Origin of the sequence: Streptomyces sp. NBC_00996 (assembly GCF_045162675.1) — a bacterium.
Classification (GTDB): Bacteria; Actinomycetota; Actinomycetes; order Streptomycetales; family Streptomycetaceae; genus Streptomyces.
In genome coordinates this window covers 1,220,013-1,233,691 of sequence record NZ_CP108723.1, presented here as the reverse complement: position 1 = coordinate 1,233,691, position 13,679 = coordinate 1,220,013, and the positions used below count along the sequence as shown (strand labels likewise).

Sequence of the window (13,679 nt, the reverse complement as noted above, 5' to 3'; positions counted from 1 at the left end):
CCACCCGGAAGAGTAACGCTCCGCGACCCGGTGCCCGCGGTGCGGAACCTGAGTAGTCTCATTGATATGAGGGACCACCCCCACGGCGAAAGCACGCCCCCGGAGATCTGGACCGGGCGTGCGACCAATCGCGTCCAATGGCTGCCCGCACTCGGCGGTGCCGCCTGCCTGGCGCTCGGTATCGAGCTGGCCGTCGACTCCGTGTGGACATCGGGCACGGCTCCGCTCGTCATGTCCGTGGTCGGATGCATCGCGGCCGGACTGCTGATCCTGTTCGGCACGCTCGCGTTCGTGCACGTCGCCGTGAAGGTCGACAAGGACTGCGTCGAGGTGCGCTGCGGCCACATCGGTCTGCCGCGCCGTCGTATTCCGCTCTCCAGCGTCGTGGGTGCCGACTTCGAGCCGCGGGTCACTCCCCGCCAGTGGGGCGGCTGGGGCTACCGCTGGCGGCCCGAGAAGGGGACCGCCGTCATCGTCCGGCGCGGCGAGGGCGTGGTGCTGCGTCTTGGCGACGGCCATACGTTCACGATCACGGTGGACAACGCCGAGGCGGCGGTACGCATCATCCGCGACCGTCTGCGCCCGGCCACTCCCGGCACCGTGATCTGACCCGGGTCGGCCCGTCTGGAGTGCCGCGCTTCACGGCTCCATGCGGTTGTCGCGGCGATGCTCCGCGGTGTCCATGACGTTCTCCGGCCCGTCGTCGGCCAGCGGCCGTGCCGTGGCGAGCCCGGCGAGCAGGCCCGCCCCGGCCGTCACCGTGGTGAAACTCAGCGCGTTGCCGATCGACGCGATGGCGGCCAGCGCCGCCAGGGCCGCGCCCGCCGTCAGCGCGATCGGCGTGGGGCGCGGAGTGCGCCACAGCGCGTACAGGACCCAGCAGAACGCCGCCGCGAGCAGTGCCACGCCGATCAAGCCCTGCTCGGCCGCCTGCTGCAGTGGCGCGGAGTGGGGCTTGCCGTCGGGCAGCAGTGATTGCGCGACCGTCGGGCTGAGTTCTCCGTAGCGTCCGGGACCGACACCCAGCGCCGGATCCTGGCGGGCCAGATGGAGTGCGTCGTGCCAGAGCTGGACCCGGTGCCGGGTCAGCTGTCCCTCCAAGGAGGCGGTCAGGCCGTCGGGCAGCGAGTCCTCGGCGATCGCCCAGGTCGTTCCTGCGACCAGCGCCGCGGTGAGCGCCAGTCCCGCGAGCCCCAGGGCGCGGTGGCGCATACGGGCGGCGGCCGTCGAACACAGCAGGACCCCGGCGCAGGTGACGAACCCCGTGGTCGACCCCAGCACCGCCGCGGTCACCGTGACCCCGATGGCCAGCAGCCGTAGCGTGAGGCGCAGCGCGGGTGGGTCGGCTGCCCAGGCGGCGCAACACGCGGCGCCGGTGGAGAGTGTCAGCAGTGCTGCCGTGGCGCCCGTGTGACCGAGCTGCAAGGTGATCTGCGGTCCGGGAGTGGCGATCGCGAGGCCGAGTCCGGCAAGGGCCCCGGCGCAGGGTGCGGCGACCGGCAGGAGCGCCCCGAAGATCCGCCCCGAGGCGTAGCCGGCCGCCACCGCGAGCACCGCCAGCAGTACGCCCTCGGGTCTGCCGTCGTGCGCGGCCGCCGTGATCAAGGACCAGGTTGCGCAGGCCGCGAGCACGATCACGCCCGCGGCGTCCGAAGCGTTGCGTCTCTCGCCCGCGGCTGCCGCATCGGCCGTGGACGTCATCCCCGTGGACCCCACCCCGTCGCCCCCCGTGTATGACGGGCCCCGGTCGTCGTGGCCGCATCCGGCCGCACGTCAGAGGCTCGGGCACACCGTAACGGGTGATGCGCCGGTTTGTGGACAAGTTGCGCAGAAACGTTGCGGCAGACGTGCACGGAACGTCCTGCCCGCAGCCGTTCGCCCACCCGAGCCGACAAGACCGTGCTGTCGGCGCCGATGTCACGCGCCGTACACTCCCCGAGTGACCGCCACCGCAACCACCGTAGACGAGCCGGACCAGCTCGAATCCCAGGCCGCACCCGCCTCGCGCGCTGCCGGACTGGCTCGGCGTCTCGTTCCGGCCGCCGCCGCGACGCTCTCCGGAGTGCTGCTGTACGTCAGCTTTCCGCCACGGACCGTGTCGTGGCTCGCCCTGCCGGCCTTCGCGGTCTTCGCCTGGGTCCTGCGCGGCCGCACCTGGAAGGCGAGTCTCGGTCTCGGTTATCTGTTCGGCCTCGGATTCCTGCTGCCGCTGCTCGTGTGGACCGGTGTCGAGGTCGGCTCCGGGCCGTGGCTGGCTCTCGTCGCGGTGGAGGCGGTGTACATAGCGCTGGTCGGTGCGGGCATCACGCTCGTCTCCCGGCTGCCCGGGTGGCCGCTGTGGGCGGCCGCGGTGTGGATCGCCGGTGAGGCGGCACGCGCGCGTGCGCCGTTCGGCGGCTTCCCCTGGGGAAAGATCGCCTTTGGACAGGCCGACGGCGTCTTCCTTCCGCTCGCCGCCGTGGGCGGCACCCCGGCGCTCGGCTTCGGGGTCGTGCTCTGCGGCTTCGGACTGTACGAGATCGTGCGCCTGGTCGTCGAAGGCCGCCGTACGCGTGTCGTCCGGCGAGGCGCCGCCGTGGCAGCGCTGCTCAGCATCGTCGTGCCCGTGGCGGGGGCGCTCGCCGCGCGGACGCTGGTGAGTGACAAGGCCGAGGACGGGACGGCGACCGTCGCGGTCATCCAGGGCAACGTGCCGCGTGCGGGGCTCGAGTTCAACGCCCAGCGGCGCGCGGTTCTCGACTACCACGCGCGGGAGACCGAGCGGCTGGCCGCCGAGGTCAAGGCGGGCAAGGTTGCTCAGCCGGACTTCGTGCTGTGGCCGGAGAACTCCTCCGACATCGACCCGTTCGCCAACGCCGACGCGCGCATGGTGATCGACACCGCGGCCAAGGCGATCGGCGCCCCCGTCTCGGTGGGCGGTGTCGTCGAGCGGGACGGCAAGCTCTACAACGAGCAGATCCTGTGGGACCCGGTCGAGGGCGCGGTCGACACCTACGACAAGCGGCAGGTCCAGCCCTTCGGCGAATACCTTCCGATGCGTTCCCTCCTCGGGGCCATCAACAAGAACTGGACGACCATGGTGCGCCAGGACTTCAGCCGTGGCACCAAGGCGGGCGTGTTCACCATGGACGGCGCCAAGGTGGGTCTCGCCACCTGCTACGAGGCCGCCTTCGACTGGGCCGTGCGCAGCACCGTCACCGACGGTGCGCAGATGATCTCGGTGCCCAGCAACAACGCGACCTTCGACCGCAGCGAGATGACCTACCAGCAGCTCGCGATGTCCCGCGTCCGCGCCGTGGAGCACAGCCGCACCGTCACGGTGCCGGTGACGAGTGGCGTCAGCGCCGTGATCATGCCGGACGGGAAGATCACCCATAAGACCGGGATGTTCGTGGCCGACTCTCTGGTCCAGAAGGTGCCGCTGCGCTCCTCGCAGACCCCTGCCACGAAGCTCGGGATCCTTCCCGAGATGGCACTGGTGCTGGTCGCGGTGGGCGGGCTCGGCTGGGCGGTGGCGACGACGGTGCGTGGACGTCGGGACACCGGCAGGTAGGCGCGCAGGACGAGGCTGCGCGGACCGCCAGGGCGTTACGGGGCTGGGCCGTTAGGGTCGGGTCATGGCTATTCCTGACTTCATTCGCACGATCCGGGCCTCCGCGGGCCATCAGCTTCTCTGGCTCCCCGGCGTGAGCACGGTCGTCTTCGACGACGAAGGCAGAGTGCTGCTGGGCCAGCGCTCGGACAACGGTCGGTGGGCGCTGATCTCGGGTATCCCGGATCCCGGCGAGCAGCCCGCGGCCTGTGCCGTGCGCGAGGTGTACGAGGAGACCGCCGTACGCTGCGAAGTCGAGCGGGTCGTTCTGGTCGAAGCCGGCGAACAGGTCACCTTCGACAACGGTGACATCTGCCAGTTCATGGACACCACGTTCCGGTGCCGGGCCATCGGCGGCGAAGCCAGCGTCAACGACGACGAGTCGCTGCAGGTCGGCTGGTTCGACGTGGACGCCCTTCCGGAGCTGAGCGGGCACGCACTCTTCCGGATCAAGCAGGCGCTATCTGATGCACCCACATGGTTCGCACCCATGACCAGTGGGTGAAGTATGTGCGGTGACCACATCGGTTGGGACGTGGGCGCTGCTTAGGGTCGAGGCATGACCGCGCCCAGCGCCCTCCCGGGCCCCCACGCCCCCGCACTAGACCTCGGCGGCCGCACCGCCCTTGTCACCGGCGCCGCAGGCGGCATCGGCCGCGCCTGCGCGCTCCGGCTCGCCGCCGCCGGCGCCAAGGTGAGAGCGGTCGACCGGGACGCCACGGGCCTGCACGCGCTGGCCGAAGGGGCCCAGGGCCTGGCAGGCACGGTCGAGCCGCACGTCCTCGACCTCACCGACCTCGACGCGGCAGAGCAGGCAGCCGCGGGCACCGACGTCCTCGTGAACAATGCCGGGCTCCAAATGGTGCGCCCCATCGAGGAGTTTCCGCCCGATGTCTTCCACACCGTACTGACCGTGATGCTGGAGGCACCGTTCCGGCTCATCCGCGGAGCGCTGCCCCACATGTACGGGCAGGAGTGGGGCCGCATCGTCAATGTCTCATCGGTCCACGGGCTGCGAGCCTCGGCGTTCAAATCGGCGTATGTGGCCGCGAAACACGGCCTTGAAGGGCTCTCGAAAACCGCCGCCCTGGAAGGCGCGCCCCATGGAGTCACCTCGAACTGTGTGAACCCCGCCTATGTGCGCACCCCACTGGTCGAGAGGCAGCTCGCGGACCAGGCGCAGGCGCACGGGATTCCCGAGGAGCGCGTCCTGGCCGAAGTGTTGCTGCAGGACAGCGCGGTCAAGCGGCTCATCGAGCCCACGGAGGTCGCGGAGGCGGTGGCCTATCTGTGCGGTCCGCAGGCGGCCTTCATCACCGGTACGGCCCTGGTGCTGGACGGGGGCTGGACCGCGCACTGAGCCGGAGCCGAACGGGAGCCCGGGCACGAGTTGTCCACAGGCATTCCGGTGCCGGCCCGTCGATGCGTAATCCTGTGAGCATGTCCCGCGATCACGTGCAATCCGCCGAGCGCCCGGCCGACAGCGCCGAGGCGCCGTTTCTGGAACTCCTGGCCAGAGGCGCGTCGGCCGACGCGTACGAGCAGCCCGTGCTGCTCGCCCGCGCCGAGGGCCGGCCGCCCGAGCGCATCGCAGCGCTCGAACAGGCCAAGCTGCTCGCCCTGCGCGTGCGCTCGGAGATAGAGGGGCGGCGCCGTCGTGAGGCCGAGCTCTCCGCGCTGTTCGAGACCGCGCACGACCTGGCAGGCCTGCGGGACCTCGACGCCGTACTCCAGGCGATCGTGCAGCGGGCCCGGTCACTGCTCGGCACGGACGTCGCGTATCTGAGCCTGCACGACGAGGCCAGGGGCGACACCTATATGCGGGTCACTGAGGGCTCGGTCGCCGCGCGCTTCCAGCAGCTGCGGCTCGGCATGGGGGAGGGGCTGGGCGGGCTCGTCGCACAGACCGCCCGCCCCTATGTCACCGACGACTACTTCAAGGACGAGCGCTTCCAGCACACCCGGACCATCGACTCGGGCGTCCGGGACGAAGGCCTCGTGGCGATTCTTGGGGTGCCGCTGATGATCGGGTCCCAGGTCATCGGGGTGCTGTTCGCGGCGGACCGCCGCGCGCGGATCTTCGAGCGGGAGCAGATCGCCCTCCTCGGCTCGTTCGCAGCCCTGGCCGCGGCGGCCATCGACACGGCGAACTGGCTCACGGAGACCCGCTCGGCCCTCGATCGGCTGGGCCGTGCCAACGAGATCATCCGGGACCGTAGCGGGGTGATCGAGCGTGCGTCGGACGTCCACGACCGGCTCGCCGAGCTCGTGCTGCGCGGCGGCGGGGTGCACGACGTGGCCGCCGCCGTCTCCGAAGTCCTCGACGGCACCGTCGTGTTCGCCGAATCGGGCGACGCGCCGACCGCCGCTGTGGAGACATCCCGCACCGAGGGCCACGCCGTGCGGCACCGGGACGACTGGGTCGCCGCGGTGGCCGCCGGAGGCGAACTGCTCGGCGCGCTGGTGCTGCGCGGGCATCCGGGCCTCGACCCCGTCGACCAGCGCACCCTGGAGCGGGCCGCGATGGTCACCTCACTGCTCCTGCTCGCCAGACGCTCGGCCGCCGAGGCCGAACAGCGCGTCCGCGGCGAGCTGCTGGACGACCTACTGGACGCCCGCGACCGCGATCCACGCCTGCTGGGTGAGCGGGCCGCCCGTCTGCACGCCGACCTCGACGGCCCGCACGTGGTACTGGCCGCCCGGCTCGACGCCCCAGCCGCGGACGCCGACCAGGAGGCAGCTGCCCGCAGACGCCTGTGGTCCGCCGCCTCCCATCTCGCCACCACCCGGCACGGACTGGCCGCCGCCCGAGACGGCGGCACGGTCCTGCTGCTTCCCCTCGCGCCCGGCGACACCGCGACGAACCTGGCCCGTCGTACGGCCAGGCACCTCGGCACCGCGGTCCACGCGGGGGTCACCGTCGGTGCCTCCGCGCCCGTCGAGCAGCTCGCCGCCCGCCCGGACGCGGTGGCCGCCGCCTACGCGGAGGGACAGCGCTGCCTGGACGCCCTGCGTCTGCTCGGCCGCGCCGGAGACGGTGCCGCCGCCGAGGACTTCGGCTTCCTGGGGCTGTTGCTCGCAGGGGACCGGGACATCTCCGGCTTCGTCGAGCGCACCATCGGCCGCGTCGTGGCGTACGACGAACGGCGCGGGACGGATCTGCTGCGCACCCTCGACGCGTACTTCGCCTGCGGCATGAGCCCGGCGCGCACGAAGGACGACCTGCATGTGCATGTGAACACGGTGGCGCAGCGGCTGGAGCGGGTGGGACGGCTGCTCGGGGACGACTGGCAGAGTCCGGCTCGCGCGCTGGAGATCCAACTTGCCCTGCGGCTGCACCACTTGTCGTCGGCCGCACCGCACTGACCCCCGTACGCGTCATCCGCGTACGGGGGCCATGAAGAGGGGACCAGAGCCTCAGACGGTGCGCGCATCCGCGGCCGGGACCGCCGCCGGCAGGTCGTCGCTCGGGGGCTCGACCTCCGCCAGGTCGCGGTGGCGTGTCTCCTTGGCGGCTCCCACCGCGATCAGCGTCAGGACGGCCGCCGCGATCACGTACAGGGCGATCGGTGTGGAGCTGCCGTAGTCGGACAGCAGGGCGGTCGCGATGAGCGGTGCGGGCGCGCCCGCCGCGACCGAGGCGAACTGGGCGCCGATGGAGGCACCCGAGTAACGCATGCGCGTCGCGAACATCTCGGAGAAGAAGGCGGCTTGGGGCGCGTACATCGCGCCGTGCAGGATCAGGCCGACGGTGATGGCGAGCACCAGGTTTCCGAAGCCGCCGGTGTCGATGAGGGAGAAGAACGGGAACATCCACAGGCCGACTCCGGCGGCGCCCAGCAGATAGACGGGCCGGCGGCCGATCCGGTCCGAGAGCGCGCCCCAGGCCGGAATGACGGCGAAGTGCACGGCGGACGCGATGAGTACCGCGTTGAGCGCCGTCTGCTTCGAGACGCCGGCCGACGTGGTGGCGTACACCAGGATGAAGGCGGTGATCACGTAGTAGCTGATGTTCTCCGCCATGCGGGCGCCCATCGCGACGAGTACGTCACGCCAGTGGTGGCGCAGCACGGAGACCAGCGGCAGCTTCTCGGGCTCCGTGTCCTGTGTCGTCCTACGGGCCTCCGCCTGCTCCAACGCCTGCTTGAACACAGGCGATTCATCGACAGACAGACGTATCCACAAACCGACCATCACCAGGACGCCCGAGAGCAGGAACGGGATGCGCCAGCCCCAGGAGCCGAACGCGTCGTCCGACACAGTGGCCGTCAGCAGCGAGAGCACACCGGTCGCCAGGAGCTGCCCCGCGGGCGCCCCGGTCTGCGGCCACGAGGCCCAGAACCCGCGCCGCTTGGCGTCGCCGTGCTCGGACACCAGCAGGACGGCGCCGCCCCACTCGCCGCCCAGGGCGAAACCCTGCACCAGCCGCAGCGTGGTCAGCAGCACGGGGGCAGCCGCCCCGACGGTCGTGTACGTGGGGAGCAGACCGATCGCGAACGTCGCCCCGCCCATCAGCAGCAGGCTCAGCACCAGCAACTTCTTGCGGCCCAGCCGGTCGCCGTAGTGCCCGAAGACGAGCGCGCCCAGAGGTCGGGCCGCGAATCCCACCGCGTACGTCAGGAACGACAGCAACGTGCCGACGAGCGGGTCGGATTCCGGGAAGAACAGCTTGTTGAACACGAGGGCGGCGGCCGAGCCGTAGAGGAAGAAGTCGTACCACTCGATGGTGGTGCCGATGAGGCTGGCGGCGACGATGCGCTTGAGGCTGGCGGGTGGTGGGGGAGCGGTTGCTGCGGAGGCCATGTGCGCCACTTCCTCGTGGTTGGTGGGGACGGGTACGTGTCGGCACACCGTAGAAACACGCAGGTCGGACGCACATGTGGCGGGGCAACATAGTTTGGGGGTTGGGTATGCGTGCTGCCAACATGCCCGCTGGGGGAAGGGTGGCTCAGGGGCTCGAATCGGGTTGAGACGAGTGCCGTCCGGGAGGTGCCGTCCGGGAGGTGGAGTCCGGGGTGAATTGACGGTGCCGTGCTGACTCCCCAACCCCACGTCGCCCAGGCGCGTGCGACAGGTCAGGATGCCGCTATGAGAATGCCTGTCGGTCATGCGAGCCTGCGTCCCTATCTGCCGTACCAACAACCCCTCATGACGAGCGATGACGGGCTGGTCGCACATTTTCTGGGCACCAGTTCCGTTCTCCTGTCGGACGGCGAGACCTCCGTGCTCAGCGACGGTTTCGTCACCCGGCCGGGGTTGCTGCGCGTCGCCTTGGGCAGGATCGCGCCCGACCGGTCTGTCGTGCGCGCGGCCATCGATCGACTCCGGGTGAAGAATCTGGCCGCTGTGGTCTGCGCCCACTCCCATTACGATCACGCCCTCGATGCGCCGGTGTGGGCACTGGGGACCGGCGCGGAGTTGGTCGGATCGCCCTCCACCGCGAACATCGGCCGCGGCCTGGGAGTGCCGGAGCCGTCCTTGCGGGTGGTCGCGGACGGGGAGACCGTCTCTTACGGCCGTTTCGACCTCACCTTCCTGGACTCCGTGCACAGCCCCGGCGACCACTATCCCGGCACTGTCGACGAGCCCCTCGTACCACCGGCCCGGGCCGCAGCATGGAAGACCGGCACCGCCTACAGTGTCCTCGTCACCCATCCCGCAGGCCGCATCCTGCTGCACGCCAGTGCCAACTTCCGCCCTGGCGCCCTGCGAGGCCGGCCCGCCGACGTCATCTATCTGGGCATCGGCAACCTGGGCAAGCAGTCGACCGAGTTCCTGCGCACCTACTGGGACGAGGTCGTTGTCTCGACCGGGGCCCGCCGGGTCGTCCTGGTGCACTGGGACGACTTCTTCCTTGGTCTGCACCGGCCCCTGAGGCCGATGCCCTACTTCCTGGACGACATCGACGCCACGATGAGTCGGCTGTTGCCCTTGGCGCGCCGCGACGGTGTCGACGTCGTCCTACCCGTCGCCTGGCAACCGAGCGCTCCTCTCGCCGACCTCTCGTGAACCGTTCCCGCATGTGCCGCGTGACGTCGGCACGTACGACGGGCCCTCACCGAGGCGCCACTGCGTCGGCCCGGCCGGGGCGGCGCGGCTCGACAGGGTCCGCGAGCCGGCTGCCGGAGGTCGGCGTCCTCCCGCCCGACCGGCGCATGCCTACCGAAACGGCCTGGAAACGGCATACGGTCGGCAGGCAGCCGATGTCGCCGGCTACGAAGCCACTGTGATGTTTGTCGGTGTTCCCTGCCAGGCCATCTTCGCGTAGGGGCACAGCGGATAGGCCTTCTCCAGGAGTAGGGCGGCGACGGCAGGATCGATGCCCGGCCACTTGGCCACAAGGCCGACGCGCAACAAGTAGCCGCCGTCCTCCGGATCCCGCCCAAACGACACGGTTGCCTCCACGGAGATCGCGGCGGGGTCGAGCGCGGCCTGTCGTGCCACCAGGCTCAGCGCCCCGTGGAAACGTGCGGCGAAGCCGGCGGCGAAAACAACTGATCGGGGTTCGTCCCCTGACCGTCTCCTCCCAGTTCCGCGGGCATGGCAGGTTGAGATCCAGGACTCCGTCGGCCGAGCGTGCTCTCCCTGAGGCCCGCTCGTGACTGGTGCCGCGTCAGCCAGGGTTTGCCCGTCAAGGAGCGGCGTCCGGTGCGTGCTCTGGGGGTCCCCCCGGCCGAAGACTGGGGGGAGTGCCGGCCGGAAGTCCTCGTACTGGTTGTACTTGGGCTTTCGGCCGGTGCGGCGAGTGGGGGCACCTCCCACGCCCTTGAGGCAGTGGGGGAGCGTGCCGGGCGTCGCGACGGGGCGAACCTCGGCTGACGCGGCACTAGTGTCCTGCGCCAGGAATTCGATGTAGATGTGTAGCCTTGGGCTGTGGCGCGTATGGGACGGCCGATGGCCGAGCTGACATTGACGGATGAGGAACGCGAGACGCTGGTCCGCTGGTCACGGCGGGCCAAATCCTCGCAGGCGCTGGCGCAACGCTGCCGGATCGTCCTCGGCTGCGCGGACGGGAAGTCGAACCAGGAGGTCGCTGCCGAGATCGGGGTGTGGCCCCAGACCGTGGGCAAGTGGCGGCGGCGGTTCCTCGCCGGCCGGCTGGAGGGCCTGGCCGACGAGCAACGCCCCGGCGCCCCGCGGAAGGTCAGTGACGAGCAGATCGAGGACCTGGTCGTCGCCACCTTGGAACGGACCCCCAAGGACGCCACCCACTGGTCGCGGGCGTCCATGGCCGCCGAGAGCGGGCTGTCGAAGTCCACGGTCGGCCGGGTCTGGAAGGCGTTCGGTCTTAAACCGCACCTGGTGGACACCTTCAAGCTCAGCAAGGACCCGCAGTTCATCGAGAAGGTCCGCGACGTGGTCGGGCTCTACCTGGACCCGCCGGAGCGGGCCCTGGTGCTCTGCGTGGACGAGAAGAGCCAGATCCAGGCGCTGGACCGGTCCGCGCCGGTGCTCCCGATGATGCCGGGCATGCCCGAGCGTCGCACGCACGACTACCTCCGCAACGGCGTGACCACGCTGTTCGCGGCACTGGACGTGGCGACCGGTGAAGTCATCGGCTCGCTGCACCGCCGGCACCGGGCCGCGGAGTTCAAGAAGTTCCTCGCCAAACTCGACAAGGAAGTACCCGTAGACCTCGACGTACATCTCATCTGTGACAACTACGCCACCCACAAGACCCCAGCGATCCAGAAGTGGCTTGCCGCACACCCCCGGTTCCACCTGCACTTCACTCCCACCAGCTCGTCCTGGCTCAACCAAGTGGAGCGGTGGTTCGGCCTGCTGACGGACAAGCAGCTCCGACGCGGAGTCCACAAATCCGTCCGCGCGCTGGAGAAGGACATCCGGGACTGGATCAAGACCTGGAACGAGAACCCCCGCCCCTTCACCTGGACGAGGACCGCGGACGAGATCCTGGAACGACTTGCCTCATATCTTGAACGAATTCCTGGCGCAGGACACTAGTGCGCTGCGCCAGAAGTTCGTCGGTGGATTCGCGCCTTGCCCGGCCGGGTTGGTTGTCCGCCCATCCAGCCCCGGCCTGCGAGTATTCGGCCAAGTCGGCGGCAGTGGGGCACCAAGAACTAACGACGAATTGATGGCGCAGGACACTAGCTGTCCCCCCCCCCCGCTCACCGTCACCGTCGTGGTGTATATGGGGGCGAAGGACTCTCCGTCGAAGTCGTTGTCGGCGGAGAGACTGGGCAACCGGACACGTCATCGAGGGCGTGGTCCGTTTCGAGTTCGAGGGCGAGCCGGAGCGTGTGACTGGTAGAGACCGGCGGGACGTTCTGGGAGCCCGGCGGTGATGTGATCCGCTACCAGGACGGCAAGGCGCCGGCGGATGCGTGGACCCGGTTCGTCGTGACCCTGCTGTGTGCGCCGGGCCGGCGCTGTGGTCGGGTTAGATCACTCGTTTATGCGATGCGCCTCAGTCCGGTCCCGATCCAAACTGGCCAGGTAGGAGTGCATCGATCGGAAGCGATGGGAGCAGCCGTGACTTTCAGTGACCAGAGATTGTGTGGCATCTGAACAAGCCGTGTGCTTCCTGCCCGGCGGCACGTCGGTCTGCAGGAGGGTGTCCTGGACTGGGGGGGCGGAGCCGTCCATGAACGAGGTAGCCGGTGGTCCCGCCAGTGGGCGGCCGTGACCGGGGGGAGGGAGACCGCAGGATTATGGATCTCAGATCGTCCTCCCCGGCGGAGGACCTTGAAGAGGCCGTCTCTGTGTTTGTTCGGTACCGGGGTCGTCTGTTCGGCATCGCCTACCGTGTGCTCGGCAGCGTGGTCGAGGCTGAGGACGTGGTCCAGGAGGTGTGGCTGCGCTGGCAGAACACCGATCGCTCCGCGGTGGTGAGTCCGGTGGCCTTCCTCTCGAGCGCGACGACCCGTATGGCCATCAACGTTGCGCAATCGGCGCGTGTGCGTCGGGAGACGTATATCGGGCCGTGGCTGCCCGAGCCGGTCGACACCAGTTCGGATCCGGAAGTGGGCGCGCAGCGCGCGGAGGCACTGGAGCTGGCTCTGCTGCTGGTGCTGGAAAAGCTCAGCCCGGTCGAACGCGCCGCATACGTGTTGCGTGAGGCGTTCGACTATGGCTACCCCGAGATCGCTGAAATACTTCAGCTCAGCCTTGTCAACGCGCGGAAGATCGTCAGCCGCGCCCGCAGGCATTTGTCGGATGAGCAGCGGGAGAGCGTGGACACGGCGGAGCATCGACGACTCCTGAACGCCTTCGTCTCAGCAGCTCGAACGGGGGATGTGGCTTCGCTGGAGGCCCTTCTCACCCCGGATGCCGTCAGTCTGTCCGACGGCAACGGTCTCCGGTCCTGCGCTCGTATACCCGTGCTGGGCCGTGCACGGGTGGCCAAGTTGTCGACCTATCCGCGGTTCTGGCGGGAGGCGGAGCCCCGGTTTGTCGACGCCAACGGCTGTCCGGGCGTGATGGTCTACCGAAATGACCAACCCATCGCGTTCATGACGGTAGCCGCCTCGCAGGAAGGCATCTACAACGTGATGTGGGTGTTTACCCCGAGCAAGATCACCGCGTTCCTCGATTCTTGGCTCCGCTGCGCAGGCCCCGTTGCTGCGTAGGGTGATGTGTGCCTGCCCCAGGTGTGACGTGGGAGTCATCATGCGATGAACGCAGGCACCGGACGGACCCTCCGTTCCCGTCCATCTTGTGTGGAACGACGTCGTGTCCGGCCGCGTCCAGCTTCTTCGCGACCTGCGTCCGGACCAGTCCCGTACCACCGATCACGGCGAACTACATGGGCCACCTCCCCGACCGCACCGAGCAGTCATGCGGGCTGCGCGCTGGCGGCCACAGGAATAAGCCCCTGATCTCTGCCGGACCGTGCGTCGGCCACATCCTGCGGTCCGGGGGCTGTCGGCTGTCAGCGGCGCCTCCGGCAGTATGCGCCCCCAGTTCCAAGGCATCACCGCCATGGCAAGCGCCATGGCGGTGTGCAGGAAATGGTCGACTCGACTGCGCCACCCGGCACTCCGTGACAGGACGTCATACCGCAGCGCTCGGATGGCCGCCGCCAGGAACAGCGCGGTCAGCATGCCGTACACGACATCAGTGG

General features: G+C 69.6%; 12 protein-coding genes and 1 pseudogene. 9 read left to right on the top strand and 4 right to left on the bottom strand.

The annotated features are described in order from the left end of the window. Window positions 1-66 precede the first annotated feature (66 nt). Window positions 67-609 carry a hypothetical protein gene (locus OG390_RS06180; RefSeq protein ID WP_399088160.1) on the top strand — a complete coding sequence of 181 codons (543 nt, stop codon included), beginning with the start codon at window positions 67-69 and terminating at the stop codon, window positions 607-609. A gap of 30 nt (window positions 610-639) precedes the next feature. Here the strand turns inward: OG390_RS06180 and OG390_RS06175 are convergent, their stop codons facing one another. Then, window positions 640-1,701, bottom strand: a complete 1,062-nt coding sequence (locus OG390_RS06175; protein ID WP_406165637.1) for an O-antigen ligase family protein — start codon at window positions 1,699-1,701, stop codon at window positions 640-642. Window positions 1,702-1,939: 238 nt separating this feature from the next. Between OG390_RS06175 and lnt the strand changes: the two genes are divergently transcribed. The 4 genes from lnt to OG390_RS06155 all read left to right on the top strand — a co-directional run bounded on the left by lnt (window position 1,940) and on the right by OG390_RS06155 (window position 6,958). Further along, entirely contained in the window at window positions 1,940-3,553 is a 1,614-nt protein-coding gene (gene lnt, locus OG390_RS06170; protein ID WP_406165635.1) for an apolipoprotein N-acyltransferase, read from the top strand. A 64-nt stretch (window positions 3,554-3,617) separates the two neighbouring features. Continuing rightward, window positions 3,618-4,097, top strand: coding sequence for an NUDIX hydrolase (locus OG390_RS06165; protein ID WP_406165633.1), 480 nt, complete (start codon window positions 3,618-3,620; stop codon window positions 4,095-4,097). A 54-nt stretch (window positions 4,098-4,151) separates the two neighbouring features. Next, on the top strand, window positions 4,152-4,952 hold the full coding sequence (locus OG390_RS06160) for a 3-hydroxybutyrate dehydrogenase (protein WP_406165631.1): 801 nt from the start codon (window positions 4,152-4,154) through the stop codon (window positions 4,950-4,952). 80 nt (window positions 4,953-5,032) lie between these two features. Continuing rightward, on the top strand, window positions 5,033-6,958 hold the full coding sequence (locus OG390_RS06155) for a helix-turn-helix domain-containing protein (RefSeq protein ID WP_406165629.1): 1,926 nt from the start codon (window positions 5,033-5,035) through the stop codon (window positions 6,956-6,958). A 51-nt stretch (window positions 6,959-7,009) separates the two neighbouring features. Here the strand turns inward: OG390_RS06155 and OG390_RS06150 are convergent, their stop codons facing one another. Next, a complete protein-coding gene (locus OG390_RS06150; protein ID WP_406165627.1) occupies window positions 7,010-8,395 on the bottom strand; it encodes an MFS transporter in 1,386 nt (461 codons plus the stop codon). Window positions 8,396-8,740: 345 nt separating this feature from the next. Here OG390_RS06150 and OG390_RS06145 point away from each other — a divergent pair, with 345 nt between their 5' ends. Continuing rightward, on the top strand, window positions 8,741-9,601 hold the full coding sequence (locus OG390_RS06145; RefSeq protein WP_406165625.1) for an MBL fold metallo-hydrolase: 861 nt from the start codon (window positions 8,741-8,743) through the stop codon (window positions 9,599-9,601). 204 nt (window positions 9,602-9,805) lie between these two features. Here OG390_RS06145 and OG390_RS06140 read toward each other — a convergent pair whose 3' ends face one another. After that, complete coding sequence (locus OG390_RS06140) at window positions 9,806-10,036, bottom strand: OsmC family protein (protein WP_406165623.1); 231 nt, start codon at window positions 10,034-10,036, stop codon at window positions 9,806-9,808. A gap of 438 nt (window positions 10,037-10,474) precedes the next feature. Here OG390_RS06140 and OG390_RS06135 point away from each other — a divergent pair, with 438 nt between their 5' ends. The 3 genes and pseudogenes from OG390_RS06135 (at window position 10,475) to OG390_RS06125 (ending at window position 13,185) form a co-directional block, all read left to right on the top strand. Next, a complete protein-coding gene (locus OG390_RS06135) occupies window positions 10,475-11,557 on the top strand; it encodes an IS630 family transposase (protein ID WP_406177445.1) in 1,083 nt (360 codons plus the stop codon). 239 nt (window positions 11,558-11,796) lie between these two features. Continuing rightward, window positions 11,797-11,983, top strand: a pseudogene (locus OG390_RS06130) (cupin domain-containing protein); the annotation flags it as partial. Between the two features lie 284 nt (window positions 11,984-12,267). Next, window positions 12,268-13,185, top strand: coding sequence for an RNA polymerase sigma-70 factor (locus tag OG390_RS06125; protein ID WP_406165621.1), 918 nt, complete (start codon window positions 12,268-12,270; stop codon window positions 13,183-13,185). Window positions 13,186-13,347: 162 nt separating this feature from the next. On the opposite strand, the gene OG390_RS06120 is transcribed toward OG390_RS06125, so the two are convergent. After that, entirely contained in the window at window positions 13,348-13,659 is a 312-nt protein-coding gene (locus OG390_RS06120) for a DUF5134 domain-containing protein (RefSeq protein WP_406177521.1), read from the bottom strand. Between the last annotated feature and the right edge of the window lie 20 nt (window positions 13,660-13,679).

Bases quoted from the DNA above. Each gene is read 5' to 3' on its own strand.
- OG390_RS06180 (WP_399088160.1), top strand. From the start codon at position 67: ATGAGGGACCACCCCCACGGCGAAAGCACGCCCCCGGAGATCTGGACC.
- OG390_RS06175 (WP_406165637.1), bottom strand. From the start codon at position 1,701: ATGACGTCCACGGCCGATGCGGCAGCCGCGGGCGAGAGACGCAACGCT.
- OG390_RS06165 (WP_406165633.1), top strand. From the start codon at position 3,618: ATGGCTATTCCTGACTTCATTCGCACGATCCGGGCCTCCGCGGGCCAT.
- OG390_RS06160 (WP_406165631.1), top strand. From the start codon at position 4,152: ATGACCGCGCCCAGCGCCCTCCCGGGCCCCCACGCCCCCGCACTAGAC.
- OG390_RS06155 (WP_406165629.1), top strand. From the start codon at position 5,033: ATGTCCCGCGATCACGTGCAATCCGCCGAGCGCCCGGCCGACAGCGCC.
- OG390_RS06150 (WP_406165627.1), bottom strand. From the start codon at position 8,395: ATGGCCTCCGCAGCAACCGCTCCCCCACCACCCGCCAGCCTCAAGCGC.
- OG390_RS06145 (WP_406165625.1), top strand. From the start codon at position 8,741: ATGACGAGCGATGACGGGCTGGTCGCACATTTTCTGGGCACCAGTTCC.
- OG390_RS06135 (WP_406177445.1), top strand. From the start codon at position 10,475: ATGGGACGGCCGATGGCCGAGCTGACATTGACGGATGAGGAACGCGAG.
- OG390_RS06125 (WP_406165621.1), top strand. From the start codon at position 12,268: ATGGATCTCAGATCGTCCTCCCCGGCGGAGGACCTTGAAGAGGCCGTC.
- OG390_RS06120 (WP_406177521.1), bottom strand. From the start codon at position 13,659: ATGCTGACCGCGCTGTTCCTGGCGGCGGCCATCCGAGCGCTGCGGTAT.